Source organism: Muricoccus harenae (assembly GCF_009848505.1).
GTDB classification, from domain to species: Bacteria; Pseudomonadota; Alphaproteobacteria; order Acetobacterales; family Acetobacteraceae; genus Roseomonas; species Roseomonas harenae.
In genome coordinates this window covers 101,106-125,279 of the sequence record NZ_WWDL01000011.1, presented here as the reverse complement: position 1 = coordinate 125,279, position 24,174 = coordinate 101,106, and the positions used below count along the sequence as shown (strand labels likewise).

The following is a 24,174-nucleotide window of genomic DNA, read 5'->3' as shown; positions in this document are numbered from 1 at the left end:
GCCGGGGAACTCTTTTGCCGCTCAGAGGATCGCGAACACGAAGCCCGCGGCAATCGCGCAGGCATAAGGAAGCGGCCCGCCTCGCCCGATCCGCCACCGTTCGACGCGCAGCGCACGGGCGAACAGCCCTGCGGGGCGCGCCGCCAGGTGGGAAGAGGTGAGTGGCTGCGCCGCGAGGTATATCAAGGCAAGCAGGCCGCCTGCGATCGCCACGGCGGCGATGAAAGGAAGCACGGAGACCGGCGGAAGGGCCAGGGCTGCCGCAGCGAGCAGCTTGACATCACCGCCACCGAGCCAGCCACGACGCCAGCAGAACACGGCCGAAACGAATACCAGGAACCCGGCAACTACGGCGCCCACAACTTCGCCGTTGAGTAGGCGCGTTGCAACGCCAAGGAGTGTGACCGCCACCGGAATAGCATTCGGGATGCTCCGGGCGATGAGATCATGCAAGCCACCGCCTAGGAGCAGAAGAACACAGATCATCAGAACCGCGGAAGAGAGAGGCGATGTCCAGATACTGAGCATTGCCTCTCCTGTGCACGAGGTGGCTTGATTTAACGGGTAACCTGTGGTGCGACGGCTACATCCGCCGCACCATTGAACCAACTCTCATGTCGCATTTCGACGAGACGCAGCCTGAGGCCTATTTCAGCTCGCGTTAGCAGCACTCGTCAGCGTAGTACCAATGGTGTTGAAGATGTTCCCAAGCTGCGGGCCACCGACCGTGAGGCCGGCGACAATCACGAGCGCGAGCAGGCCGGCAATGATGCCGTACTCCATCGCGGTCACGCCGCGGCGGTCAGCCTTCAGCTTCGTCCAGATTTTCATGTAGTTCATCATGGGTTGAATTCTCCTCAGGGAACCATGACTGGACGTGTCTGAATGCCCGGATCCGCAGTCCCGCCGGTGGGCACTTGGATCAGATACAGCCTCTGGTTGAAATGAAGGTAACTTGTCCGTGTGCTTCGTTAAAGTAGAATGGTGTGGAGGCAGCACGAGGGGGTGGAGCGATGCAAAAATGCCACAGATGTCGGGTCTCCCTGAACAGGGCGTGATATCAGGGTGTTGTACGGAACGGCTGGCGGTCTGGCTGGGCTAGTTTCCGAAGGGGCGGCCCGTCGTCCCCCGGCTGAGCGCAGCTTGCCGGTCAAGGTCAACACTGACTGCCGCCAGCACGTTCCGGAGGACGAACTGGGCAGAGTACAATGCGGTCCGGCGCGGGCGTGGCAGTCTGGCCATGTGGTTCACGGATGCGGCGATCGCGGCCTGACCGGCCGAGCCCTGGACCACGCGAGGCGGACAGCCGCGGTATTCATCCCGAGCGATCAACACGGCACTAACCTTGCGGGCGGTGTTCCGGCTGGCCTTGCGCCAGACCGAGGGACTGATCTGCTCCATCATTGCCCTGTTCGGTCCCGATCTGGCCGTGCCAGACCATTCTACCCTGTGTCGCCGTACCGAGGTATTGGAGGTGCCGTGGCCCCGGCCCGGAACGCGCCCCATGCGCCTGATCGTTGACAGCATGGGTTGAAGCTGTGCGGGCGGGCGAATGGCTCACCGGGAAGCACGGGACCAGGACCCGCCGGTCGTGGCGAAAGTTGCACATTGGTGTGGACGCTGCTTGGAGTGGGTCCCTGGCGCTGGACATGATGAACATGACCCGCAGCCAAGGCGCCGCCGGCGGTTCGTAGCCATGATCGATCGTGGCTACGACGGGCACATCTGCCGTGACTTGGCGAAGAACACGGTACCGGTCGGACCCAACCAGCCCTGGGTCGCCGGCCTGGCCTGCCTCGTCGCCGATGGCTTCGTCTACGCCTCAGTGATCCTCGATGCTTGGTCGCGCCGCGTAGCCGGTTATGCGATCGGTCGCTCGATCAATACCAGGCTGACCCTCGCCGCCTTGTGGGCCGCGCCCGACGACCGCATCCGGCTGCCGGCTGCATCCATCACCCGGATTTTGGGCCTCCGTAGCCCAGGGAGCGCCTGGCCATCACGCCCCTGGGCCGTCCTGGCGGGAGAGGTCGACTCGTTGTCGCTGCGGCCGCCGGTCGGGTGGCTGGGCGGCGTCCGCATCGCGCGTGCATCGCCTTGCTGGCGCTGGGATGGGGATGCGGCCACGGTCGTCAACGACTGAAGCGGCCGGTGAACGGGCGTGCAGGAAGCGCCCGCCGCCCGGAACGGCTGCGGCCCGGCTCGAGAAGGGATGGAGGAACCCTGGGCCGCCGCCCGTTACGGCGCCGGTGCCGGCCGGGGTTGCGCCGTGATGCGATCCACCTCCGCGTGATCCTCCGCGCCAAGGGTCCAGCCGGCGGCGGCCATGTTCTGGGCGATCTGCTCAGGCTTCGTGGCACCCGCGATCACGCTGGAAACCGTGGGTCGCGCCAGCAGCCAGGAGAAGGCGAGTTCCAGCATGCTGCGCCCCCGGGTGGCGCAGAAGCGTTCCAGCTGCTCCAGCACCGACCAGTTGTGCTCGGTGACGAAGTGCTCTGAGAGTACGGGCGTGTAGGTGAGGCGTGCGCCCTGCGGCAGCGGCTCGTTCCGGCGGTACTTTCCCGTCAGCAACCCGCTGGCGAGCGGGAAATAGGGCAGCATCCCCAGCCCATGCGCCTGCACCGCGTCCAGCAGCCCGTTGTCGGGCTCGCGCGCCAGAAGACTGTACTCGTCCTGGCAGGAGATGAAGGCGTTCAGCCCGTGCAGCCGTGAAGTCCAGAGCGCGTCCACCACCTGCCAGGCGGCGAAGCGCGAGCAGCCGATGTAGCGGACCTTCCCTTGGCGCACGAGATCGTCGAGCGCGCGCAGCGTCTCCTCCACCGGCGTCAGCGGGTCGAAGCGATGCACCTGGTAGAGATCGATCCAGTCGGTGCCGAGCCGCCGCAGGCTCTCCTCGATCGAGGCCATGACCGTCCGGCGCGAGGTGTCGCCGAACCGGCCTTCATCCATCGGGATGCCGAATTTTGTCGCGAGCACGATGTCCTTCCGGCGGTCGCCGAGCAATTGCCCGAGAAATTCCTCGGACCGACCTCGGGCACCGCGCGGATAGACATTGGCCGTGTCGAACAGGGTCACGCCCTGGTCAAGCGCCGCATGCACCACGGCGCGCGAGGCAGCGAAGTCGCAGCGTCCGCCGATGTTGTTGCAGCCAAGGCCAATGACCGAGACGCGCAGGCCGGATCGGCCGAGGTTGCGCTGATCCATATTCGTTCGTTCCTTCCCGCCACTCACTCGACCGCAGCGCCGGAGGCGGCGACAGCCGTTTTCCAGCGCTGCATGTCACGCCGCAGGAACTCGCCGAAATCAGCTGGGCTGCCGGAGGCGAAGGTGACGCCCTGGGAGGCGAGGCGCTCCCGCACATCCGGGGCCGCCAGCGCGGCGGAGAAGGCCTTGTGCAGCGTCGCGATGACCGGGGCCGGCGTGCCGGCGGGTGCGACAAAACCCTGCCAGCCGGCCGCCTTGAAGCCGGGCAACCCTGCCTCGGCCACGGTCGGAACGTCCGGCAGCGTGGCAAGTCGTGCCGAGGACGTGACGGCGAGCGGACGCAGCGCGCCGGCCGCGATCTGCTGCGCCGCGCCGACCGGATCGCTCGACAGCGCCTCCACCTGGCCGGCCAGGATCGCCGTCATGGCCGGGGCAGCGCCGTTGTAGGGCACATGCGTCATGGAGATGCCTGCCTGTTGCAGCAGCAGCGCCATGGCCAGGTGAGGAAAGGTGCCATTGCCGGCGGAGGCATAGTTCAGGCGGCCCGGCTCCGCCTTCGCCAGCGCGATCAGCTCCGCGAGGCTGCGGGCCGGCACGGAGGCGCGAACCACGATGACATTTGGCACGGTGACCGCGAGGGTGATCGGGGTGAAGGCTGTGGCCGTATCATAGGGCAGGCTGCGGTACAGGCTGGGGTTGATGGCGAGGTTGGTGTTGGCGAGCAGCAGCGTATGGCCATCCGGTGCCGCGGAGGCGACGGCGCGAGCCCCCGTGATGCCGCCAGCACCGGGCCGGTTTTCGACCACGACGGAATTGCCGAGGCTGCGCGATAGCTTCTCCGCCATCAGCCGGGCGAGAACATCGGCGAGGCCGCCGGGCGCGAAGGGAACGACGATCGTCACCGCCCGCGAGGGGAAGCCCGGCGCAGCGCCCTGGGCGAAGGCACGGCACGATCCGCCCGCGCCGGGTAGCCCTGCTCCCACCGCGAGAAGACCCCTGCGCGCGAGCGCTTCCGCATTCCCTGGCATGTTTCCTTCCTCCATTAGCCGCCGTTCCGGCGTGCGGTGCGGGTTCCTTGGCCGACGCGACGCGCCGGCCGGGATGAGCCTTATTCCCCGGTAAAGCCGACGGCGCGCACGATGTCCTTCCAGCGGGCGGTTTCGGCGCGGAGCCGCTCCGCCAGTTCGGCGGGCGTGCAGGTGGTGGGCTTCGCTTCCATCTGCTGAAGGCGGGCGCGCAGCGGCTCGTCGCCTGCGGCCTGGACAACCGCGGCGTGCAGCGCCGCCACGATGGCGGCAGGCGCCTTCGCCGGCAGCACCAGGATGTTCCAGGTCTCCCCAGTGATGTCGGGCAATCCGCGCTCAGCGAAGCTCGGCACTTCCGGCACCCGCGGCATGCGCTCCGGCGAGGTGACCGCCAGGATGCGGAGCGTGCCCGCCCGGTGCGGCTCGACCAGATCCCCGAGCGTGGCCATCACGGCGGCGATGCGGCCGGCCTGGAGATCCACCAGCGCGGCCCCGGTGCCGCGATAGGAGACATGGGTCATCTTCAGGCTGCGCTGCTTCGCCATCAACTCGGCCAGGAGATGCGGCGTGGAGCCGGCGGCGGGGCTGCTATACGGGATGTCCGCCTGCCGCGCCGCCCAGGCCAGGAACTCGTCCAGCGAGCGGGCGGGGTGGGAGGCGGCGATGCAGAAGGCGAAGGGCACGGAGGCGACTGCGGAAACAGGAGTGAAATCGGCCAGCCCGTCATAGCGCGTCGTGCTCGGATAGATATGCGGCGTGATGGTCAGCACGCTTTCCGGCGTACAGAGGATCGTCGCGCCGTCCGGCGCGGCCGCGCGCACCGTCTCCGCCGCGAGGCGCGCGGAGGCGCCGGGGCGGTTGTCCACGATCACGCCAGGTGCATAGGAGCCAGCCAGCCGCTCCGCATAGAGCCGCGCGAAGATGTCGGCCGCGCCGCCGCCTGGATAGCCGACGACGATACGGGCCGTCCGGTCCAGCATGCCGGACTGCGCCGAGGCGCCGGCGGCGATCAGCGTGCAGGCCGCGGCGCCGGCGAGGATCTGTCGGCGTGTCGGCGTCATGCTGCGGTTCAAGGCGTTCGCTCCGTGCTCGTGGCTGTGGCGGCCCAGCTTATTTGATGCGGACGCCGGTTTCCTCGATGATCCGCCGCCAGATCGGCGCGTCATGCGCGATCATGGCTGCGAACTCCTCGGGGGAACTGCCCACCGGCTCGTATCCGATGTCACGGATGAGCTTGGACGGGGCGGGGCGGCGAACCGCCTCAGCGAGCGCGCTGCCAACGGCGGCGACGATGGCGGGCGGGGTTCCGGAGGGCAGGAACATGCCCTGCCAGATCTGCGGATCGAAGCTGGGGATGCCGAGCTCCGTCAGCGTGGGCACGTCCGGCAGGTCCGGCATGCGGCGCGGCCCGGTCACGCCGAGGGGACGAAGCTGGCCGGCGCGGATGAACTCGCGCGCGGAGCCCGCATCGATGAAGGCGCAGCAGATGCGCCCGCCGAGCATCTCGGTGATGAGGGCGGAGGTGCCAGTGTAGGGCACGGGCTCGGCCTCAAGCCCGGTTTGCTTCGCGAGCAACATGCCCTGAAGATGGCTGGATGAGCCGTAGCCGTAATTGCCAAAATGCAGCGGCTCACGGCTTGCTCTCGCCTGCGCCACGAAGTCCTGCAGCGATGTCGCGGCCACCGAAGGGCGCACGACGAAGACGGCCATGGCGGCGGTGATCTGCGAGACGGGCACGAGGTCCCGCCCGATCACATAGGCCAGGCTCCGGTCCAGCATCGGCCCGATCAGTGCGCCGGAGACTGTGGAGAGAATGGTGGTGCCGTCGCGGCGCGACTGCACGACGCGGCCCGCACCAATCATGCCGCCGCCGCCGGGCACGTTCTCCACCACCACCGGCTGGCCGAGGATCTCGGCCAGCGGATCCACCATCGCCCGGGCGACCGCATCGGCAGCGCTGCCCGGCGGGCTGTTCAGCACGATCCGCACGGGGCCGCCACCGGGCTGCAGCCCCTGCGCCATGGCTGGGGTGAGCACGGCAGCGAAGGCCGCGGCGAGCAGGGACAGCGCGAGCCGCCTGGTTGTTCTCTTCATCGTTTCCTCCTCAGTCGCGTCGGGCGGCCCCGACGCCACAGGCGCTACCGGACCGGTGAACCGGCCACCGCCAAATCGCGTACCATGCCGTTGAAGCGGGTGGGTGCCTCAAGCTTCAACATATGCCCGAAGCCTTCCATCCGGTGCAGCACGGCGTCCGGCTTCGCTGCGAGGAGCTTCGCCGCGTGCTGCTCGAAGGGGGCGACCTTGTCGCGCGTGCCGACGGCGAGCGCCACCGGGCACGCCACGCGGCCGATCAGGGACGGCGTGTCAGTGGTGAAGGTCATGTGCACCGCTGCGTCCCAGCCGGCGGAGGTGACTGCGTCCCGCAGGCGTTCCACCAGGGCACGTACCTGCCTGGGCGTATCGGGCGTGAGCAGGCGATCGGCGACGGCACTGCGATCTACCCCGCCCTCCGGATGTCCCGCCCGCCGCATCGCGGCCAGCTCGGTTTCGCGTTGCGGGCCAGTGAGGGTGCCGCGCGCGGCATTGGGGGCGGAGAGGAGGAGGGCGCCGGCGCGGCCAGGCTCGGTGACGGCCAGGTTCACCGCGATGACGCTGCCCCAGGAACTGCCGACGAGTACGGCGATACGCGCCAAGCCCAGGGCGTCCAGGAAGACGGCCAGGGCCGCCGCATAGTCGAGGGCCGCGGGATCGGCCTCGGGCAGGGGCGTGCTGTTGCCGAAGCCAGGCGCGTTCCAGGCGATGACGCGGAAGCGGTCCGAAAGCCCCGCGAACTGGGCGCGGTAGCCGGCGGAGCTGGAGCCAATGCCGTGCAGCAGCACGACTGCGGGCGCATCCTGCGGGCCGGCCTCGCGATATTCGATCAGCGCGCCGGAGCTACCCGGCAGCGCCACCTCCCGAAGCACCGGCAGGTCTTGCGACAGCAGGGAGGCATCGGCGGCAGAGAGGGTGTCGGCGTCGCTCATGCGGGCACCGTGTTCAACTCGCGCAGCGCCGGCATCACCTGTTCCGCGAAGAGCCGCACCGAGGCCTCGGCATCGGCATGCGCCATGCTGCCGAAGTTGAAGCTGCCGATCAGGTAGTTCAGCCCGCCTTCCGTGATCTGGCGCGACAGCGTCTCCCGCACGGTGTCCGGAGAGCCGGCCACGCCATGGCCGGATTCCAGCAACTGGTCGAATTCCGGCGGCAGCTTCGCATTGACGGGCTGCGTGCCGTGCTTGTTCCAGAGCTTCATGAAGTTGCGGTAGAAGACCGGCCAAGCGGCGCGGCCGATCTCGAGCGCCTCGCGATCCGTGTCGGCCAGCAGGATGTAGCGGTTAACGCCGATCAGCGGCTCCTCGCCGCCCTCGGGATGGGTCTTGGACCATTCCGCGCGGTAGCGCTCGCTGATATTACCGATGCGCGCGACGGGGCCGCCGCAGACGACGTTCACGCCATGCTGCGCCGGCCATACCGTCGAGTCTGGGGAGGCGAGGGCATACCAGACCGGCGGATGCGGCTGCTGGAAGGGCTTCATCTCCACCGGTACGTCGTCGAACTGCCAGAACTTGCCCTCGAAGTTCAGCGTGTCGGAGGAGAAGTAGCGCTGGATGATTTCAAAGGCCTCCGCATACATCTGCGGGGCCACCGTCGCATCCACGCCGAAGGCCTTCAACTCATGCGGGGAGGCGCCGCGGCCGATGCCGAACTCGAAGCGGCCGCGGCTGAGATGGTCGAGCATGCAGATCTCCTCGGCCAGCCGCATCGGGTGATGGATCGGCAGGAGATAGACAAGAGGGCAGAAGCGCAGGCGCGATGTGCGCTGGATCATCGCTGAGACGAAGACGCTCTGCGACGGCGTCGTGCTGAGCGGCGTCGCGTGGTGCTCGCTCATATGGTAGCAGTGGAAGCCGAGCTGGTCGTAGAGTTCCACGAGGCGAAGCCGCTGCTCGTACTGCTCGGCCAGAGGCAGGCCGCCACGGTCGTTCTGGTCGAAGATGCCGAATTTCATGGGATGGCTCCTGGGGCGGGCGAGCACCGGCTCAGCCGGCCGCGGTCCTGGAGAAGATCTGGAAAAGATTGCCCTCGGGATCAGCGCAGGTGAGGACGGCGCCATGCGAGCCCATGTCGCGCCGTGCCACGATCCCGCCGCCGGCCTGGCGCACGCGGCGCTCGGCTTCGGCGGCATCATCGGCCTCGAAGACGGCGACGCTGCCCGCCGCGCCGGGCGCGGCCTCTTCGATGGAACTCAGGGCGAAGTTCGTGTTGCCGAGGCGGAACTGGCACCAGCGCTCGCCGTCACGGAAGCTGGGGGAGAGGCCGAGGGCCGCGCCATAGAATCGCTCGGCAGCATCCATGTCGCGGATGACGGTGTAGACGCTCTGCATCCTGGGCACGCGCTTTCCTCCGTTCCTTGGTTCCGCGCGTTCCCGCGAGGCTTCTTCATCCCCGAAGCCAGTGCCGGGTGACACTAGCGTTCAAAGGCATTCAATATTATTGAATCAATTACTGTATGTTGTATGGTGATGGCTCACCAGCAGGATGTCAACGATGCTGCAACATGTGGGCGTCGCCTTGTGTGGAGGGTTCCGGTGAGCGCAGCGGAGGCCCGCCGCGGGATCCAGTCGGTGGAGGTGGCCTTCCGCCTCCTGACGGCGCTGCAGGCAAGCCCGCGACCGATGCCGCTGAAGGAGGTGGCCTCCCGCGCGGGCATGACGCCGAGCGCGGCGAACAACTATCTTGTCAGCCTCGTGCGCACCGGGCTTGCCGCGGCGGATGAGAAGCCGGGCCATTACCGGCTGGGGCCAGCCTCCGTCGCCCTGGGCATGCGGGCCATCCAGCAGATGGACGGCTTCGAGGTCATGCGGCGCGAGGTGACGGCGTTACGGGACATCACTCGGCACAGCGCGGCCGTCACGGTTTGGACGCAGGACGGCCCGGTGAGCCTGTTCAAGCAGGAGGGCGACCGGCGGGCCGCCTATGAGCTTCGCACGGGATTGCTGCCGATCATGTCGACGGCGGCGGGAAAGGCCTTCGCGGCCTGCCTCCCACAGCATGTCACCATGCCGCTGATCGAGCGCGAGGCAGCGGCTGCCCGCGTTGCGGGGATGACGGCGGCCGCCTTTGTGGAGGCCGCACGGGAAGAGATGCGGCGCGAGGGCTTCGTGGTGGTCCGGCGCCACGACGGCACCGGCTATGTGTCGGCCGCTGCACCGGCCTGGGACTGGAGTGGCACAATGCGTTTCGCACTGAGCATCATCGATTCGGAAAGCGCGCTGGCGACGGAATCCGGCAGTGCTCACATGGCGGCGCTGCTTGGATGCGCCTCCGCAGGGACTGCTGCGCTGGGCGGGATATCAGGCGGCCCTGCGCCGCAGGCGGGCGGGCTATGATGGCGGGACTTCAGTCCGCCCGCGCCCCGGAGGCGCGCACGAGCGGCACCCAGAAGGCGATCTCCTCCCGCAGATTGGTGTCAAAACGCTCAGGCGTCCAGCCGCGCATCACGGGCGTGCCCAAACTCTCGAAGCGGGCGACGAGGGTGGGATCGGCAAGGGCCGTTTCGATGGCCTGGGCGAAGCGGTCGATGATCGGCCGGGCCGTGCCGGCGGGGGCGTAGATCCCATACCAGGAATGTGCCTTGAAGTCGCCGAGCCCGACTTCCCTGGCGGTCGGCACATCGCGAAAGCGGGCCACCCGCGCCTCGGTGGTGACGAAGATGATCCGCACCGATCCCGCCTCATGCATCGGTGCGAGGATGGAGGGCGTGTCCACAAGATCCAGGGTGCGAGCAGGCTTGCGGAAAGTGGAGTGGCCTTCCACGACGGTATCGCGAACTCGTTGCGCCGTACAAACGGGCGATCTGGATTCTTGCCACGAAGCTGGCGGGATGTGCCGTCAGTCTTCGGCCCGCATCGACCGTGGGACGCGATGTGAGCGGGCCAGGGTTGAGGGTGGGAAGGCGCCAAAATTCCTCTGGGGCGCCCTCCTGCGGATCACCCCGGATGCGGTGCAACTGGAGACCGTGCTTGGGGAGGCGGCAAAGAATGCCGCCTCCGCCGTCATTCGGCGATGCGGAGATTGCCTTCGCGCGCCACGACTTCCCACCGCTGGAAATCGGCGTCGAGGAAGCGCCGGAACTCAGCCGGCCGTTCTGCCAGCACCATCGCACCCTCCGCGACCAGCCGCTCCGAGAGATCGGGTGAGCGGACCGCCTTTCCCGCCAGCTCGGCCACCCGCTCGACGATGGCGTCCGGTGTGCCCTGCGGCGCCATGAGGCCAAACCAGGCGGAGACCTCGAAGCCGGGGAAGCCGGACTCTGCGACGGTCGGCACATCCGGAAGGATCGCCGAGCGCTCGGGGGTGGAGACAGCCAGGGCCCGCAGCCTGCCCGCCCGGACATGGCCCATCACCGCGACGATATTGTCGAACATCATCTGCGCGCGGCCCGCGACGAGGTCGATCTGCGCCGGCGCGCTGCCGCGATAAGGCACGTGCAGAATGTCGATGCCCGCAAGCGACTTCAGGAACTCGCTCGCCATCTGGTGCGAGGTGCCGTTGCCTGAGGAAGCGAAGCTGATGCTTCCGGGTGACCGCTTCGCAAGGGCTACCAGCTCCTGCAGGTTGCGGGCCTCCATGGAGGGATGCACGACGAGCACGAGAGGCGTCGAGATCAGGCGGGTGATCGGGACGAAGTCGCCCTTCGCCGAGAAGGGGAGGCGCGGATAGGTCGCGGCGGTGATGGTATGTGCCGCCGTGGCGAGCAGGAAGGTGGTGCCGTCGGCGGGCGCCTTGGCGACGACATCCGTTCCTATGGTCCCGCCCGCGCCGGGACGGTTCTCAACCGCGATGGGCTGGCCCAGCCCATCGGTCATCTTCGCGGAGATGCCCCTGGCCAGGGTGTCCGACGCGCTGCCCGGCGGAAAGGGAACCACCATCCGGACTGGGCGGGATGGCCAGGCGCCTTCGTTGGCAGCGAGGGGCAGGGGCAGGAACGCTCCTGCCCCCGCGGCCAGAACCGTGCGACGTTTCATCTTGTGTTTCCTCCTCGGTTGAACCGTGAAATCACACGATGGCGTGGCTCCTCTCGAAGGCGCGGCCGAGATAGGCGCCGTCCTTCGCCAGGTGATCCTGCAGATCGCCGACATCGAGCTGGGACAGCGGCGTGTTCCGCTGGGCGGCCATGGCAGCCGCGACGCCCGCGGCCTGCCCCGTGACCAGGCAGGGCGCCATGTTGCGTGTGGCGCCATGCGCGAAATGCGTCGCGGAAAGACAACGGCCGGCGACGATGAGGTTCTCCACGCCCTGCGGCAGCAGTGAGCGGTAGGGAACGTCGAAGGCGCCGTCATCGCCGATATCGACGAAATAGGCCTGGCCGGTATCCGGGTGGTGGATGTCCACGGGGAAGCAGATCTGACCGATCGTGTCGCCGAACTTGCGCCCCTCGAGCACGTCCTCCTTGGAAAGCTCGTACTGCCCGATGATGTTGCGGGATTCCCGCACGCCGGCGACGACCTGCGGCGTGAAGTAGGAATCCTCAAAACCCGGCACGTGGCGCTTCAGGAAGTTGCCGGCACGCACGCATTGGCGCGTCAGCTCCTGCATCGCACGGGACATGGCCAGCGGGTCCGTGCCATCCACGCCGAAGACGGCGGAGGTGTTGACGTTCACGCGGGTCGGCCAGACCGTGTTGAAGAACACCTTGTGGTCGCGGTTCGGGAAGATGCCCTCGCGCTCGATGACGTCGTTCCAGCGGCTGAAGGTGCCGTTGAAGTAGACCGGGATGGGATCGGGATGGTCCGGCCGGGTGGCCATGGCGGGCGCCACCTCGCCGAGGGTGGAGGCGATCAGCTGCGTGTCCACGTTGTGGAAGTGCATCAGCATGGAGACGGGCTGCATCTTGCCCGTGCCGGTCTCTCCCTTGCGGGTCGGGCAGCCGGCGAAGGCGGCGATGTCGGCGTCGCCGCTGGTGTCCACATAGGATCCGGCGCGGACAATGCGCAGCCCGCCCTTCATCGCGGTGACCAGGCCGGTGATGGCGGCGCCATCGCGCTCGACCTCCACCACGCTCGCGCCATAGATCACCTGGGCGCCCGCCTCGGCGAGCATCTCCGCCGCGACGATGCGGAACCAGTCGCCGTCCACAGGGGTCACGGCGCTGACGAAGCCGCCATAGGGGATGTGGCCCACGGCTGCGCCCACCGCGATCAGCCGGTCCACCACCTCCTGCGCGATGCCGAAGACGGTCTGGCGCATGTCCCGCGTGAGAAAGCTGTGCAGGCAGAGCCCGGTGGTGGCATTGCCGCCGACGAAGGGGCGCGGCTCGAGTACGACGGTGCGAGCCCCGGCCCGCGCCGCGGCGACGCCCGCCGCCACGCCGGTCACGCCGCCGCCGACGATGGCGACGTCATAATGCAGATCGTTCGTCATGCTTCCTCCCGATTTCGTTCAGTCGGCGCGTCAGCCGGTGCGGTCTGTCACACCTACGAGGATGTCCAGGTTGAGGAGCTGCCCGCCCCCCGCCGGGGTGTTTGCGGGCTCGATCTGCTGCACGGCCTCGACGACGCGGCGGCCAGCCCGCGCGATGTGGTCGCGCATCAGCGCCTCCGCCCCCGCGCCGTCCCGCCGGGCGAGCAGGCCCACCAGCAGCCCGTGCTCCGCGACGGAGCGCTTCTGGTGCTCGGCGGAGAGGAGCGAGAGGCGCCGGTAGGCGGCGACCAGCGGGTCGAGCGAGTGCAGTGCCGCGCTCGCGCGCCCGCTGCCGCAGGCTGCGGCGATGATCTGGTGGAACCGTCCGTTCAGCTCGACGAGAGCAGGCACGTCGCTGCGCTCCGCAGCCCGCTCGCCCTCCGCATGCATTTCGCCCAGGGCGCGGAGGTCGTCCGCCGTGATCCGCATCGCGGCTGTGCGGGCGATGGCGCCTTCGATGGCGGCGCGGAGGAAATACACCTCCGCGACATCTTCTGCCGTGGGGCGGAAGATCCTGAGCCCCCGGGGCGTGATTTCGAGCAGCCCCTGCCCGACGAGGCGCTTGACCGCCTCCCGCACCGGTGTCCGGCTGATCTCGAGCCTATCGGCAAGCTGCACTTCCGAGACGGTCTCACCAGGGCGCAGCCGCCCCTCCACGACCATGTCGCGGATCCGTTCATAGGCCAGTTGGTAGAGGGGGGCAGTCTCTGTATCGAGCATAACATCCAGACCTGTATGCAGACCTGCATGGCAAAGACATCCTTGGCTGTCAAATCCGATTTGACGAGCCGAAGAAAGTTCCAGGATCCTTCTCAGGCTGGAGCGTGGGCCTGGAGTGAGCCGGATCGAGGCAAGCCAGAATCCAGCCTTGTGCTTCTGGAGCCAAGGTTTGCATACGCTGTGCCCGGATTCCGATCATTCCTCCGCAAGATGGCCGGGAATCCAAGCAGGCGATGAGGAAGTTCAGGCCGCCGCGGCTTCTCTCGTCGAGTGAGGCTTTGGCGGGCCGGGACGAAGTACGTATACATCGGCATGTTCTTTGCACGCATGCTGCAGCGGCTGTCCGTCCACGGCGGGTAGAGCAGGTAGAGAGGATGCCGGTCGATGCCCCGGTCTGCACGTGAGGGATAATGAAGGCCGATGATCGAGCGCGCCGGGCGGCAGGAGAGTGGGTGTTTGGCGCCGCGGCTGATGTCGTGGCGAATTGGGTAGCCTCCTTGGTCATTGCTTGGGAGGGGGACCAGCCAGCCACATGGGCCGTTTGATGCTCAGGGCGCACCGCGTGGAGCGGGATGCCCGCTGTTATCCCGGTGCATGGAAAGCCACCGCTTACTCGGGGGTGCTCAACACAGGAAGTCCGGACATGTCCGCAGATGGTTAAACCGATCAAACCGGCCGTGCTGACCGCACCAGTTGTGGAGCCGGGCGCGCTTCCCGTATCGCCGGGTGACACGCTGGCGGCCGCGCTGCATCGCCGCCTGGAGGCGGAGATCGCCGATGGCGTGCTCGACCCCGGGAGCCGCCTGGACGAGCAGGAGATCGCGCAGCGCTTCGGCGTCTCCCGTACGCCGGTGCGGGAGGCGTTCCGGCTGCTCGCAGCAGACCGGCTGGTGGAGCTGCGCGGACGTCAGGGGGCCATGGTGCGCAGTATCGGCGTGCACACATTGATCGAGATGTTCCAGGTGATGGGGGAGCTGGAAGGGCTCTGTGCCCGCCTTGCCGCCCGCCGCATCGCGCCACGCCAGATTGAGCGGTTGCGGGAAATCCACCAGCGGCTGGAGGCCGCCGCCGCCGATGGGCCGGACGCCTTCTACGACGTGAACCAGGAATTTCACGAAGCGATCTACGAGGCGTCCTGCAACGCCTTCCTGGCCGAGGAGACGCGCAAGCTGCGCAACCGCGTGGCCGCCTATCGCCGTCGCGTGACGCGCATGCCCAGCCGCATCGGCGATACCATCCGTGAGCATGCCGAGGTGATGGAGGCCATCATCGCGCGCGACCCTGATCGCGCGCATGCATCGATGCGGGCGCATCTGACCTTGCTGGGGGACAACCTGCTGGACTTCATCGCGGCCTTCGAGTGAAGGATTGGTATGCAAATTGCTGAAGTTTGCATACGAAGACCTGGAGCCTCCCGTGCAGCACTACCTGACCGACAAGCCTGGCCTCGTCACGGCGCCTCCGGAACCATCGGCCTCCTTCGGCTCGGCATCATGAAGCGCCAGGGCGCCGGGGACTGCCTCATTAAGGCCAACGCAGAGCAAGCCGCGCCTTTCCGCGACGCTCTCTCCGGCACCGCCGAAGTGCGCTCCCTCATCCACCTGCCACCACAATTCTGAGGAGGCACATCCCCATGCCCCGCATCACAACGACAGATCAGGTCCAGCTTCATGTGGAGGAAGTCGGGGAGGGTACGCCCATCCTCTTCATCCATGAGTTCGGCGGCAATCATGAGAGCTGGGAGCCGCAGCTGCGCTTCTTCGCGCGCCGGCACCGCTGCATCACCTATGCCGCGCGCGGCTACCCGCCCTCCGATGTGCCGGACGACATGGAGCGCTATTCCCAGGGCATCGCGGTGGCCGATGCCATCGCGGTGCTGGACGGGCTGGGCCTTGCCAAGGCGCATATCGTCGGCCTTTCCATGGGCGGCTTCTGCACCGTGCATTTCGGCCTTCGCCACCCGGATCGCGCTCTGTCGCTGACCGTCGCCGGCGCAGGCTATGGTTGCGAGAAGGAGCATGAGGAATACTTCCGTGGCGTCTCACGCGAAGTGGCGGACCAGTTCCAGACCATGGGCGCCAAGGCCTTCGCCCCGATCTACGGCTCGGGCGCCTCGCGCGTGCAATTCCAGAACAAGGACCCGCGCGGCTGGCAGGAATTCGTCGACCGGCTGGCGACGCATTCCGATATTGGCGCGGCGATGACCATGCGCGGCGTCCAGGCCCGCCGCCCCTCCTTCTGGGACCTGGAGGATGAGCTAAAGCGAATGATGGTGCCGACGCTGGTGGTAGTGGGCGATGAGGACGACCATTGCCTGCAGCCCGGCATCTTCCTGAAGAAAACCATTCCCGCCTGCGGTCTTTCGATCTTCCCGAAGACCGGCCACACGCTGAACCTTGAGGAGCCAGCCGCCTTCAACGCCCTGCTCGCCGAATTCATCGCCCAGGTGGAGGCGGATGCCTGGAAGGTGCGCGATCCGCGCGCCCTGTCCGGCCAGGTGATGAAGACCAAGTGATGGCGGCGCGCATCGATCCGGACCGCCTTTGGGGGCGGCTGATGGCGCTGGCCGAGATCGGCGCCACCTCAGCCGGCGGCGTGAACCGCCAGGCCCTTTCGGCGGGCGAGATCGAGGTGTGGCGCCTGGTGATCGGCTGGGCGGAGGCCGCCGGGATGGAGGCCTCGACCGACCCGGCCGGAAACCTGTTCCTCACCCTGCCGGGGCTGGACCGCAGCCTGCCGCCGCTGGTGATGGGCAGCCATATCGACACGCAGCCCACTGGCGGGAAGTTCGATGGCGCCTTCGGCGTGCTGGCCGCGCTGGAGGCCGCCGAGAGCCTCCGTACCGTCCCGGCGCGCGACGTGACCGTGGTGGCCTGGATGAACGAGGAAGGCAGCCGCTTCGCCCCGGGCATGATGGGCTCGGAAGCTTTTGCCGGTGTGCGCCCCCTGGCGGAGATCCTGGCCGCGCGGGATGCCGCGGGCACCAGCGTGGCGGAAGCACTGGGCGCGCTGCACGCCGCCTTTCCGCAGCTGCCGCACCGCCCGCTCGGCTTTCCGATCGGTTTCTATCTCGAACCCCATATCGAGCAGGGCCCGATCCTGGAGCAGCGTGGCGCACCGATCGGCATTGTCACCGGCATCCAGGGCAAGAAGACCTGGGAAATGGTGGTGGAGGGCGCCGAGGGCCATGCCGGCACGCTCGACATGGCCGACCGCCGCGACGCTCTGGCTGCCTTTGCCCGCGTGGCGGATGCGATGTTCCGTGAAGTGGGGGCGGCGGATTCCATCGTGAAGTTCACCATCGGCATGGCGCGAGTGGAGCCGAACGCGCCCTCCGTCGTGCCGGCGCGCGTCACCTTCCGTATCGATCTGCGCCATCCGGAGAACGCCGCGCTGGATGCCTTCGGTGCGCGGCTGGAGGAACTGGCCGAGGCCCATGCCGCACCCTGCGCCGTGCGTGTGACGCGGCTGGTGGACGCGCCCTCCAACAGTTTCGATGCGGGGCTACGCGCACGCATTGCGGCGGCGGCCGAAGCGCTGGGCCATGCCGCCATGCCCATTCTCTCGGCGGCAGGGCATGACGCGCGCCACATGGCCCCGCTCTGCCCGGCCGCGATGATCTTTATCCCCTGCCGCGATGGCGTCAGCCACGCAGAGCATGAATGGGCCAAGCCCGAGCATGTCGCGGCCGGTGCGGCCGTGCTGGCCGAGGTCGCGGCAGGGCTGGCGCTGCCGGAACCGGGCTGAGCGGAGCGCCGCGACCCCGCCCGGCCGTCAGTTCTTCTCGACGTTCCAGAACAGCATCACCGGCGCATCCAGCACGCCGGAGATGTTGCTGCGCCGGGCATAGGGCTGATCGAACTGCCCGAGCACGCGATAGGGCTGCATCTCGGCCAGCCGGCGATGCAGCGCCTCGGTCGCGGCCCGGCGCGCGGCATCGTCCGGCGCATCCACCACGGCCGCGCGCAGCCGCTCCGCCTGTTCGTCGCAGGGCCAACCTGCCCAGCCACGGTCACAGCTCATATTCGTGCCGATATTCGTGATGGGCGACTGCATGGTGGCGCCCGAGGCAGTGGTGACGAAGAGGTTCCATCCGCCCTCCGCCATGGTGCCGCGATTCTGCTGCCGCGTGGTGACCGTGCCCCAGTCCGACACCTGCATGTCGATGTTGAAGCCCGCCTCCTTCAACCTTGCCGCCGCCACCTCGGCCATGCGGCCGATGGGCGCGATGTCGAAGGAGGTGGTGAGAACGACCTTCTCGCCACGATAGCCGCTCTCGGCCAGCAGGCGCCGGGCGGTATCGAGATTGGGCCGCGCATAGGGCTCGCTGCCCGCCTCGGTGCCGTTCGGGCTGCCGCAGATGAAATAGGAGCCGCAGCGCCGCCACCAGCGCTCGTCGCCATAGCCGGCAGCCAGGAAGTCGGCCTGGTCGGTCGCATAGGCGAGGGCGAGGCGCGCGCGGGAGTCGTTGAAGGGCGGGTGAAGGTGGTTGGGCCGCAGCATCACCTGGTTGGACAGGCTGGTGTAGCGCTCCACCCGGATGTCGCGGGAGCGGGAGATGGTGGAGACCAGGTCCTGCGCCGGCTGCTCCCAGATGTCGATCTCGCCGGTCTGCAGGGCGGCGGCCGCCGTCGCGGCATCGGGCATGATCTGCCACTCGACGCGATCCACCTTCACCACGCGCCCACCGGCCAGCCCGTCCGCCGCTTCGCGGCGCGGCACGTAATCTGCGTTGCGGTCATAGACCACGCGCGCGCCGGCGCGCCATTCGCCGCGGTTGAAGCGGAAGGGGCCGGAGCCGATGGTCTCCGTCACCGGGCGGTGGGGATCGGTGCGCGCGTCGCTCTCGCGCATGATCGCCGGGATCATGCCGACGGCGGAGCCAAGCGCGAAGGGCACGACGCCCACGGGCCGGTTCAGGCGCAGGGCAATGGTGCGGTCATCCACCACCTCCAACCCGGCGACATATTCCTTCAGCTTGCCGCCCACCGTGTCGCGCGCCATCCAGCGCTCGAGCGAAGCGACCACGTCGCGCGCCGTGACCGGCTGTCCGTCATGGAAGCGCAGCCCATCGCGCAGCCCGATGGTGTGGGTGAGGCCGTCGGCCGAGATCTCGTGCCGCCCGGCCATCTGCGGATGCGGGTTGAGCTTCGAATCCCAGGCGAAAAGCGTCTCGTAGATCATCAGCCCGTGCATGCGGGTGATGACGATGGAGGCGACCACGGGATCAAGGGTGCGCAGATCCGCATGCGGCGCGACGCGCAGCACCCGGTTCGGCGCCGGCTGCGCCGCTGCCTGTCCGGCAAGGAAGGCGGCAAGGCCGGTGCAAGCGAGCAGCAGGCGGCGCGGAGTCATGGGCGATGTCCCTCGCATGGATGGCGCCAGTGCAGCACGCCCCGCGCCGCCCGCCAATCGCCTCAGCCGCGCCGGAAGTTCAGGACGCGCGAGCGGTGCGCCACCAGGCGCAGCGATTTGTCCGGTTGCAGCCACAGCAGTGGCTGTGCGCGCCAGGGGCTGTGGCGCCGGTCTGTGATGGCGCGGCCACCGGGCAAGGGCCGCAGCGCGCAGGCCTCGCGCGGATGGATGCCGGGCAGCAGCGCGGTTCCGTCCGCCCGCACCTCCAGCGAGGCGCCGAAGGCATCGTTGCGCCACATTCCGTGCAGCGCGGGATCCAGCGCCGTGCTCTCCGGTACGGGGAGGAGCCGGCGGAGGACACCGCCGATCCGGCCCTCGATCGCGCCATCCGGCGCGGCGCGAAGCCGCGCTTCCAGATAGGCCGGCAGGGTCCGTGCGCCCCCATCGCCGGAGGCGAAGAGCCGGTCGGCCACGCCCATGAAGGTGATCGTCTCGCCTTCAACCTCGGCCCAGGCCTCGCCCGTGGCCTCGGCGTAGCGGCCGGGGGGAAGTGCGGTGGGTTGCGGCAGGGCACGGCCGGTCATTGCCGCCATCACGCGCAGGGCGAGCCAGAGCGGGTCCGTGTCCTCGCGGTTGGAGATGAGGGCAAGACCGCAGCCGAGGGCGGGTGCCATCAGGATATGCGTCTTCACCCCGGGCAGCGAGCCGCCATGCCCCACCAGCGCCAGCCCGTCCAGCTCCAGGGTGGAGAGGCCGAGGCGGTAGAAGCTCTCCGCGCCGTCCGGGAAGCGGCGCGGAGCTGAGAGGCGGTCGAGCATGCCCGCCAGCGGCCCCCGCCCTGCCAGCAGGGCCGAGCCCCAGCGCGCCAGCGTCTCTGCGCTACCGGCCAGCCCGCCGGAGGGGGAGTAGTGCAGCCCGTAGCGCCCGCGCCGCCAGCCGGCGCCATCCCGCCAATAGGGCGTGGCCATGCCGGGCACGGGAGTGGCCTCGTCCTCAGGGAAGCCGACCTCTTCCAGGCCCAGCGGCCCCAGCACCAGGCGGCGCAGTGCCTGTTCGTAACTCTCCGTCCGCCCGGCGGCGAAGGCCGCGGCGACGAGCCGCCAGCCTGTGTTGGAATAGGCCATCTCCACCCCGGCCGGGCCGCCCGTGCCGGGCAGGCGGCGGCAGAGGGCCAGCAACTCGGCCTCGGACAGGCTAGCGGTGAAGGGAAGGCCGAGCAGCCACAGTGTCTCCATGACATCCGGAATGGCCCCGGTCATGTCCAGCGCGTGTTCAAGCGGCACCGCCGCCAGCGTGCCGGGCAGGTCCGGCACCAGGCTGCCGAGCGGCGAGGCCAGGTCGAAGCCAGCCAGCAGGGTCGTGGCGGCGCAGAACTGCTTGCTGATGGAGGCCCATCGGCTCGGCGTTGCGGGGGTGAAGGGAATGCCGTGCTCCAGGCTGGCAAAGCCACCCGCAGCCGCGCCGCGCGGGCCGGTGCCGTCGAAAAGGACGATCGCGCCGCCTGGGCCGCCTTCCCCGGACCAGGCATCGGCGATGGCGGCGGCGGTGGCGGCACCACGGGAAAGGTCGGCATGGGTCATGGCGGGATCCTGGCTGGTCGCGGCGGCGCCGGGCCGTGTTCACGTTGAGCGGCGCGAACGCCGCTCGCCACTGCGGTCCTTACTGCGAAGACTCCGCTGGCGCGAAATTTCGACGCGGTGGAGCAGAATCGCCCGCGTGTGCGAGGCGGTGCCGCGGCACTTTCACTGCCCGCGCTGCGTTGACAGGCAGGGATACGGGCCGCAGCCTTCCTCGAACGAAGAATGACAGCACCGCGTGGTCACCCGAACGGGGCCCTGGCTGAGCGGCGATCAGGGAAACAACCGCATGACTGGCTCCATCTGCAGTCTGCCGGCCACAGCGCCGGCCAGGATCCGCAGGCGAGGGGCCTGAGCATGGCAGCCGCGCAGGCCGTTCCATCGCGCAGCTCAGGTCGGGCCTGATGCGCGGCGACAGCCGGATGAGCCTTCTCCTTCTCGCCCTCGGCGCGATGTTCATGCAGCAGACCTTCGCGGCCCTGGGCAAGAGCCTGCCGCCCATCATCGCGCCGCCGATCATTGCAGAGCTGCAGCTGGAAGCGGCCTGGCTCGGCGTCTATGTCGGCATGGCCTCGCTGGCTTCGCTCACCTTCCAGCTCGGCTGCGGCAGCTTCATCGTGCGCTACGGCGCGCTGCGGATGAGCCAGGTGGCGCTGGTGATGCTGGCCTTCGGCCTAGCGGCCGCAGCGGTGGGGCCGCTGGCATTCTTCGCGCTCTCCGCCATCATCGGCGGCGGCGGCGCGGCCATCTCCACCCCGGCAAGCTCACATCTGCTCGGCCGCTACTCGCCGCCGCGCTCGGCTCCGCTGGTCTTCTCCATCAAGCAGACGGCGGTGCCGGCAGGGCTGCTGCTGGCGGGGCTGCTGGGGCCGCTGCTAACGGAGTGGTCGGGCTGGCGCAGCACGCTGGTGGCCGCCGGCGCGGCCTGCCTCGCCTTTGCCCTGATGCTGCAGCCGCTGCGCAACGAATTCGACTCCGACCGCGTGCCGACGCGTGCGTTCCAGTTCTCGGACTTCTGGACGACGCTCACCGTCGTCACCGGCCGACGCGATCTTCGCAACCTCTCCCTTGCCTGCTTCGCCTTCAATGGTGTGCAGACCGTGTTCACCGCCTATTTCGTGGTCTATCTGACGAGCCTCGGGCATGGGCTGGCGACCGCCGGCTTCGTGTTTTCCATGGCGATGCTGATCGCAGTGCCGGGTCGCATCCTCTGGGGCTGGCTCGGTAGCGGCCGCATCCCGCCGCACACGCTGCTGGGGGGGCTGGCGCTTGGCATGGCGGTGAGCGCCATCGCGGTCGGGCTCTACGGGCCCGGCTGGCCTGTGCTGCTGATCGGCTTGGCTGCGCTCGGGCTGAGCGCGACGGCCATGTCCTGGCATGGCGTGCTGCTGGCCGAGACGGCGCGGCTGGCGCCCGAAGGGATGCGCGGCGCCGCCACGGGCGGCGTACTGTCCATCGGACAGGTCGGGGCCCTGGCCATGCCGATAATCTACGCGCTTCTTCTCGGCTCCACTGGCCAGCACGGCATCGGCTTCATGCTTTGCGCACTTCCAGCGCTCGTGGTGGGAATCGCGCTGCTGCGTGGCAGCCGGGTGCGGCAGGCGGGCTAAGCGACGGTCAGCGGGAGGAGTTCCGCGTTCAGTCGCCCTCACCCTGCACGAAGCGGGCGAGGATGGCGATCTGCTCCGTCAGCATCGGCCGGCCGCCATGGGTGGCGCAGCCGCGCCGCGCCGCTTCGGCCAGGAAGGGCGTCACCTCGGGCTCCATGACCACCTCGGCCGCGAGCATCGGCGGCGCAAGCCCCGCGGCGTCGACGGGCAGGGCGTCGCCCGGCTTCAGCCCCAGGGAGGTGGCGTTGACGACGATGTCATGGCCGACGGGATTGGGACCGCCGATCGCCACGGCCGCATCCGGGAAGGCAGCCCGGAGACGCTCCGCGAGGCCCTCGGCGCGGGCGGCGGAGCGGTTGTGCAGCGTCAGGGATGCGGCGCCATGGCGCAGCAGGGCGAAGCCGATCCCCGCCGCCGCGCCGCCGGCTCCGGCCATCAGAACCCTCTTTCCATCCAGCGCATGGCCGGCGGCGCGCAGCCCGGCGACGAAGCCTTCGCCATCGAACTGCCCTCCGGTCAGGCTCCCATCCGGCTCCCGCCGGATCGCATTCACTGCGCCGACCAGCCGCGCGCCCTCCGTCAGCCTGTCACAGAGCCGCGCGATGGCTTCCTTATGTGGGACGGTGACGATGATTCCGTCCAGGTTCCGCATGCGCCGCAACCCCTCCACCATGGGGGCTAGGTCCTCCGCGCCCACATGCACCGGGATCAGCACGGCGTCGTGGCCCAGCGCGGCGAAATGGGCGTTCAGCGCCTGGGGCGTACGCACATGGCCGATGGGATCAGCGAGGATGACGAGGACGCGCGTGCGGCCGCTGATGGAGGCCCGTTCCCGCAAGGGCACCGTCGCCGCCGTCACGGCGCGCCATTGGCGGTCCAGCCGCCATCCACGGAAAGCACCGCGCCATTGACGCTGGAGGCGGCGGGGGAAGCGAGGAACAGCGCCATCGCAGCCACCTCGCGCGGCTGCACCAGGCGCCGTTGTGGTGAGCGATGAGCGATCGCCGCCCCGTCCAGCCTGCCGCGCGCCAGCAGATCGGAGACGAGCGCCGTCTCGACATAACCGGGGGCGAGGGCGTTCACGCGCACACCATGCTCCGCCCATTCGCAGGCCAGGGCACGGGCGAGGTTGGCGACGCCACCCTTGGTGCCGCAATAGGCCGCACGCTCCGCCCCGCCGACCGCGTGGTAGAGGCTGGCGGTGAAGAGGACGAGGCCCGATCCCTGCCGCACCATCCGCCGCCCGGCGGCCTGGGCAGTGAGAAAGGCGCCGGTGAAGTTGACCTCTACCGTGCGGCGCCATTCCTCCTCTGTCAGCTCCAGCGTCGGCTTGTTCATGGAGAAGCCGGCATTGGCATGGACGACATCCACGCCGCCCCAGGCTTCGTCCATGCGCGCGAAGGCCGCTTCTACCTCGGAGGCCACGGCGACGCTCCCGCGGGCGCAGATCCACCCCTCCGGCGCATCCGGCACCGGGCTGAGATCGAGCACGCAGACGCGCGCGCCGCGGGCGTGGAAAGCATTCGCGACGGCGCGGCCGATGCCCTGCGCGCCGCCAGTGACGAGAAGGCGCGTGCCGGGCGGCGGCAGCGGCGAAGGCGTGACCTCCTCCTGAATCGCGGTGCTCATCCGGGCAGCGGGAATTCGTGCAGGAATGGCTTCCACTCGGGCTCCACATCCACCTCCAGCGTCGCGAGGATGCGGACCACGCCGCAGTAATAGGCGATCGTCACAATCAGGTCGGTCAGGCACTCATTGTCCAGATGAGGACGCAATGCCTCGAATGTGTCGGCGGACATGCCGGGACCGACCCACATCTCCCGCGCGCCGCGCAGCACAAGCCGGGCGAGCGGCTCAAGCCCGCTCCCGCGCCCTTCGGTCTCCTCTGCCAGGGCTGCGATATCGGCATCGGAGACGCCGAAGTCGCGGCCGATCTGCACGTGGTGCGACCATTCATAGGGGCTGCGCGCCGACCACCCGACCTGCATGATCGCCAGCTGCCGCAGGCGTGGATCGAGGCGGCTGCGGTGGCGGATGAACATGCCCAGGTCGCTGAAGGCACGCGCCGCGCCGGGGCTATGCGCGAGCACCTGGTTGATCGCGATGTCCCGCTTCAGCAGGTCCTGGTGCTCCGGCGGCAGATCGCCGCGCTGCAGATAGGGAAGCCTCGCCAACGGAGTCTCC

General features: G+C 68.8%; 24 protein-coding genes and 1 pseudogene. 7 read left to right on the top strand and 18 right to left on the bottom strand.

Features of this window, described 5'->3' with window-relative positions:
* Nucleotides 1-21: 21 nt before the first annotated feature.
* Entirely contained in the window at nucleotides 22-528 is a 507-nt protein-coding gene (locus GSE44_RS10385) for a prepilin peptidase (RefSeq protein WP_159348721.1), read from the bottom strand.
* 123 nt (nucleotides 529-651) lie between these two features.
* On the bottom strand, nucleotides 652-843 hold the full coding sequence (locus GSE44_RS10380; RefSeq protein WP_159348720.1) for a Flp family type IVb pilin: 192 nt from the start codon (nucleotides 841-843) through the stop codon (nucleotides 652-654).
* 457 nt (nucleotides 844-1,300) lie between these two features.
* Between GSE44_RS10380 and GSE44_RS26470 the strand changes: the two are divergent.
* Nucleotides 1,301-1,534: pseudogene (locus GSE44_RS26470) on the top strand (transposase); the annotation flags it as partial.
* 162 nt (nucleotides 1,535-1,696) lie between these two features.
* Entirely contained in the window at nucleotides 1,697-2,140 is a 444-nt protein-coding gene (locus tag GSE44_RS25310) for a hypothetical protein (RefSeq protein ID WP_201306020.1), read from the top strand.
* A 95-nt stretch (nucleotides 2,141-2,235) separates the two neighbouring features.
* On the opposite strand, the gene GSE44_RS10370 is transcribed toward GSE44_RS25310, so the two are convergent.
* The 7 genes from GSE44_RS10370 to GSE44_RS10340 all read right to left on the bottom strand — a co-directional run bounded on the left by GSE44_RS10370 (nucleotide 2,236) and on the right by GSE44_RS10340 (nucleotide 8,650).
* The gene (locus GSE44_RS10370; RefSeq protein ID WP_159348719.1) at nucleotides 2,236-3,201 is read right to left on the bottom strand and encodes an aldo/keto reductase; all 966 of its coding nucleotides are present in this window, start codon (nucleotides 3,199-3,201) and stop codon (nucleotides 2,236-2,238) included.
* 23 nt (nucleotides 3,202-3,224) lie between these two features.
* A complete protein-coding gene (locus GSE44_RS10365; protein ID WP_159348718.1) occupies nucleotides 3,225-4,229 on the bottom strand; it encodes a Bug family tripartite tricarboxylate transporter substrate binding protein in 1,005 nt (334 codons plus the stop codon).
* 80 nt (nucleotides 4,230-4,309) lie between these two features.
* On the bottom strand, nucleotides 4,310-5,287 hold the full coding sequence (locus GSE44_RS10360) for a Bug family tripartite tricarboxylate transporter substrate binding protein (protein ID WP_235924700.1): 978 nt from the start codon (nucleotides 5,285-5,287) through the stop codon (nucleotides 4,310-4,312).
* A 49-nt stretch (nucleotides 5,288-5,336) separates the two neighbouring features.
* Nucleotides 5,337-6,320 carry a Bug family tripartite tricarboxylate transporter substrate binding protein gene (locus tag GSE44_RS10355; RefSeq protein ID WP_159348716.1) on the bottom strand — a complete coding sequence of 328 codons (984 nt, stop codon included), beginning with the start codon at nucleotides 6,318-6,320 and terminating at the stop codon, nucleotides 5,337-5,339.
* A 44-nt stretch (nucleotides 6,321-6,364) separates the two neighbouring features.
* Nucleotides 6,365-7,249, bottom strand: a complete 885-nt coding sequence (locus GSE44_RS10350) for an alpha/beta fold hydrolase (RefSeq protein ID WP_159348715.1) — start codon at nucleotides 7,247-7,249, stop codon at nucleotides 6,365-6,367.
* Nucleotides 7,246-8,274 (bottom strand): LLM class flavin-dependent oxidoreductase, encoded by a 1,029-nt coding sequence (locus GSE44_RS10345; RefSeq protein WP_159348714.1) that lies wholly within the window; start codon nucleotides 8,272-8,274, stop codon nucleotides 7,246-7,248. The genes GSE44_RS10350 and GSE44_RS10345 overlap by 4 nt, the downstream gene beginning before the upstream one ends.
* 31 nt (nucleotides 8,275-8,305) lie before the next feature.
* The gene (locus GSE44_RS10340) at nucleotides 8,306-8,650 is read right to left on the bottom strand and encodes a VOC family protein (protein ID WP_159348742.1); all 345 of its coding nucleotides are present in this window, start codon (nucleotides 8,648-8,650) and stop codon (nucleotides 8,306-8,308) included.
* Between the two features lie 204 nt (nucleotides 8,651-8,854).
* Between GSE44_RS10340 and GSE44_RS10335 the strand changes: the two genes are divergently transcribed.
* Nucleotides 8,855-9,655: an IclR family transcriptional regulator gene (locus tag GSE44_RS10335; RefSeq protein ID WP_159348713.1), complete on the top strand. Its 801-nt coding sequence runs from the start codon at nucleotides 8,855-8,857 to the stop codon at nucleotides 9,653-9,655.
* Nucleotides 9,656-9,665: 10 nt separating this feature from the next.
* On the opposite strand, the gene GSE44_RS10330 is transcribed toward GSE44_RS10335, so the two are convergent.
* From GSE44_RS10330 to GSE44_RS10315, 4 genes are all read right to left on the bottom strand, one after another.
* The gene (locus GSE44_RS10330; protein WP_159348712.1) at nucleotides 9,666-10,082 is read right to left on the bottom strand and encodes a Bug family tripartite tricarboxylate transporter substrate binding protein; all 417 of its coding nucleotides are present in this window, start codon (nucleotides 10,080-10,082) and stop codon (nucleotides 9,666-9,668) included.
* Nucleotides 10,083-10,321: 239 nt separating this feature from the next.
* Nucleotides 10,322-11,293, bottom strand: coding sequence for a Bug family tripartite tricarboxylate transporter substrate binding protein (locus GSE44_RS10325; RefSeq protein ID WP_159348711.1), 972 nt, complete (start codon nucleotides 11,291-11,293; stop codon nucleotides 10,322-10,324).
* Nucleotides 11,294-11,324: 31 nt separating this feature from the next.
* Nucleotides 11,325-12,689: an FAD-dependent oxidoreductase gene (locus GSE44_RS10320; RefSeq protein ID WP_159348710.1), complete on the bottom strand. Its 1,365-nt coding sequence runs from the start codon at nucleotides 12,687-12,689 to the stop codon at nucleotides 11,325-11,327.
* A 30-nt stretch (nucleotides 12,690-12,719) separates the two neighbouring features.
* The gene (locus tag GSE44_RS10315) at nucleotides 12,720-13,448 is read right to left on the bottom strand and encodes a GntR family transcriptional regulator (protein ID WP_159348709.1); all 729 of its coding nucleotides are present in this window, start codon (nucleotides 13,446-13,448) and stop codon (nucleotides 12,720-12,722) included.
* Nucleotides 13,449-14,101: 653 nt separating this feature from the next.
* On the opposite strand from GSE44_RS10315, the gene GSE44_RS10310 reads away from it, so the two are divergent.
* From GSE44_RS10310 to GSE44_RS10300, 3 genes are all read left to right on the top strand, one after another.
* The gene (locus GSE44_RS10310; RefSeq protein ID WP_201306018.1) at nucleotides 14,102-14,812 is read left to right on the top strand and encodes a GntR family transcriptional regulator; all 711 of its coding nucleotides are present in this window, start codon (nucleotides 14,102-14,104) and stop codon (nucleotides 14,810-14,812) included.
* A 269-nt stretch (nucleotides 14,813-15,081) separates the two neighbouring features.
* On the top strand, nucleotides 15,082-15,963 hold the full coding sequence (locus GSE44_RS10305; RefSeq protein WP_159348707.1) for an alpha/beta fold hydrolase: 882 nt from the start codon (nucleotides 15,082-15,084) through the stop codon (nucleotides 15,961-15,963).
* On the top strand, nucleotides 15,963-17,195 hold the full coding sequence (locus tag GSE44_RS10300) for a hydantoinase/carbamoylase family amidase (RefSeq protein ID WP_159348706.1): 1,233 nt from the start codon (nucleotides 15,963-15,965) through the stop codon (nucleotides 17,193-17,195). The genes GSE44_RS10305 and GSE44_RS10300 overlap by 1 nt, the downstream gene beginning before the upstream one ends.
* 27 nt (nucleotides 17,196-17,222) lie before the next feature.
* Here the strand turns inward: GSE44_RS10300 and GSE44_RS10295 are convergent, their stop codons facing one another.
* Together GSE44_RS10295 and GSE44_RS10290 are read right to left on the bottom strand one after the other, a co-directional pair.
* Nucleotides 17,223-18,803: an ABC transporter substrate-binding protein gene (locus GSE44_RS10295; RefSeq protein ID WP_159348705.1), complete on the bottom strand. Its 1,581-nt coding sequence runs from the start codon at nucleotides 18,801-18,803 to the stop codon at nucleotides 17,223-17,225.
* A gap of 62 nt (nucleotides 18,804-18,865) precedes the next feature.
* Nucleotides 18,866-20,383, bottom strand: coding sequence for a serine hydrolase domain-containing protein (locus GSE44_RS10290; protein ID WP_159348704.1), 1,518 nt, complete (start codon nucleotides 20,381-20,383; stop codon nucleotides 18,866-18,868).
* Between the two features lie 419 nt (nucleotides 20,384-20,802).
* On the opposite strand from GSE44_RS10290, the gene GSE44_RS10285 reads away from it, so the two are divergent.
* Nucleotides 20,803-21,990, top strand: a complete 1,188-nt coding sequence (locus GSE44_RS10285) for an MFS transporter (protein ID WP_159348703.1) — start codon at nucleotides 20,803-20,805, stop codon at nucleotides 21,988-21,990.
* Between the two features lie 28 nt (nucleotides 21,991-22,018).
* On the opposite strand, the gene GSE44_RS10280 is transcribed toward GSE44_RS10285, so the two are convergent.
* The 3 genes from GSE44_RS10280 to GSE44_RS10270 are packed head-to-tail and all read right to left on the bottom strand — an operon-like array spanning nucleotide 22,019 to nucleotide 24,164.
* Nucleotides 22,019-22,849 carry a shikimate dehydrogenase family protein gene (locus GSE44_RS10280; RefSeq protein WP_235924699.1) on the bottom strand — a complete coding sequence of 277 codons (831 nt, stop codon included), beginning with the start codon at nucleotides 22,847-22,849 and terminating at the stop codon, nucleotides 22,019-22,021.
* The gene (locus GSE44_RS10275) at nucleotides 22,846-23,619 is read right to left on the bottom strand and encodes an SDR family NAD(P)-dependent oxidoreductase (protein ID WP_159348702.1); all 774 of its coding nucleotides are present in this window, start codon (nucleotides 23,617-23,619) and stop codon (nucleotides 22,846-22,848) included. The genes GSE44_RS10280 and GSE44_RS10275 overlap by 4 nt, the downstream gene beginning before the upstream one ends.
* Entirely contained in the window at nucleotides 23,616-24,164 is a 549-nt protein-coding gene (locus tag GSE44_RS10270; protein ID WP_159348701.1) for a carboxymuconolactone decarboxylase family protein, read from the bottom strand. The genes GSE44_RS10275 and GSE44_RS10270 overlap by 4 nt, the downstream gene beginning before the upstream one ends.
* Nucleotides 24,165-24,174 lie beyond the last annotated feature (10 nt).

Excerpts from the sequence above, each read along its gene's own strand:
- GSE44_RS10365 (WP_159348718.1), bottom strand. The coding sequence starts at position 4,229 with ATGCCAGGGAATGCGGAAGCGCTCGCGCGCAGGGGTCTTCTCGCGGTG.
- GSE44_RS10325 (WP_159348711.1), bottom strand. The coding sequence starts at position 11,293 with ATGAAACGTCGCACGGTTCTGGCCGCGGGGGCAGGAGCGTTCCTGCCC.
- GSE44_RS10300 (WP_159348706.1), top strand. The coding sequence starts at position 15,963 with ATGGCGGCGCGCATCGATCCGGACCGCCTTTGGGGGCGGCTGATGGCG.
- GSE44_RS10305 (WP_159348707.1), top strand. The coding sequence starts at position 15,082 with ATGCCCCGCATCACAACGACAGATCAGGTCCAGCTTCATGTGGAGGAA.
- GSE44_RS10340 (WP_159348742.1), bottom strand. The coding sequence starts at position 8,650 with ATGCAGAGCGTCTACACCGTCATCCGCGACATGGATGCTGCCGAGCGA.
- GSE44_RS10350 (WP_159348715.1), bottom strand. The coding sequence starts at position 7,249 with ATGAGCGACGCCGACACCCTCTCTGCCGCCGATGCCTCCCTGCTGTCG.
- GSE44_RS10285 (WP_159348703.1), top strand. The coding sequence starts at position 20,803 with ATGAGCCTTCTCCTTCTCGCCCTCGGCGCGATGTTCATGCAGCAGACC.
- GSE44_RS10370 (WP_159348719.1), bottom strand. The coding sequence starts at position 3,201 with ATGGATCAGCGCAACCTCGGCCGATCCGGCCTGCGCGTCTCGGTCATT.
- GSE44_RS10380 (WP_159348720.1), bottom strand. The coding sequence starts at position 843 with ATGATGAACTACATGAAAATCTGGACGAAGCTGAAGGCTGACCGCCGC.
- GSE44_RS10355 (WP_159348716.1), bottom strand. The coding sequence starts at position 6,320 with ATGAAGAGAACAACCAGGCGGCTCGCGCTGTCCCTGCTCGCCGCGGCC.
- GSE44_RS10275 (WP_159348702.1), bottom strand. The coding sequence starts at position 23,619 with ATGAGCACCGCGATTCAGGAGGAGGTCACGCCTTCGCCGCTGCCGCCG.
- GSE44_RS10290 (WP_159348704.1), bottom strand. The coding sequence starts at position 20,383 with ATGACCCATGCCGACCTTTCCCGTGGTGCCGCCACCGCCGCCGCCATC.
- GSE44_RS10315 (WP_159348709.1), bottom strand. The coding sequence starts at position 13,448 with ATGCTCGATACAGAGACTGCCCCCCTCTACCAACTGGCCTATGAACGG.
- GSE44_RS10295 (WP_159348705.1), bottom strand. The coding sequence starts at position 18,803 with ATGACTCCGCGCCGCCTGCTGCTCGCTTGCACCGGCCTTGCCGCCTTC.
- GSE44_RS25310 (WP_201306020.1), top strand. The coding sequence starts at position 1,697 with ATGATCGATCGTGGCTACGACGGGCACATCTGCCGTGACTTGGCGAAG.
- GSE44_RS10320 (WP_159348710.1), bottom strand. The coding sequence starts at position 12,689 with ATGACGAACGATCTGCATTATGACGTCGCCATCGTCGGCGGCGGCGTG.
- GSE44_RS10385 (WP_159348721.1), bottom strand. The coding sequence starts at position 528 with ATGCTCAGTATCTGGACATCGCCTCTCTCTTCCGCGGTTCTGATGATC.
- GSE44_RS10310 (WP_201306018.1), top strand. The coding sequence starts at position 14,102 with ATGGTTAAACCGATCAAACCGGCCGTGCTGACCGCACCAGTTGTGGAG.
- GSE44_RS10345 (WP_159348714.1), bottom strand. The coding sequence starts at position 8,274 with ATGAAATTCGGCATCTTCGACCAGAACGACCGTGGCGGCCTGCCTCTG.
- GSE44_RS10360 (WP_235924700.1), bottom strand. The coding sequence starts at position 5,287 with ATGACGCCGACACGCCGACAGATCCTCGCCGGCGCCGCGGCCTGCACG.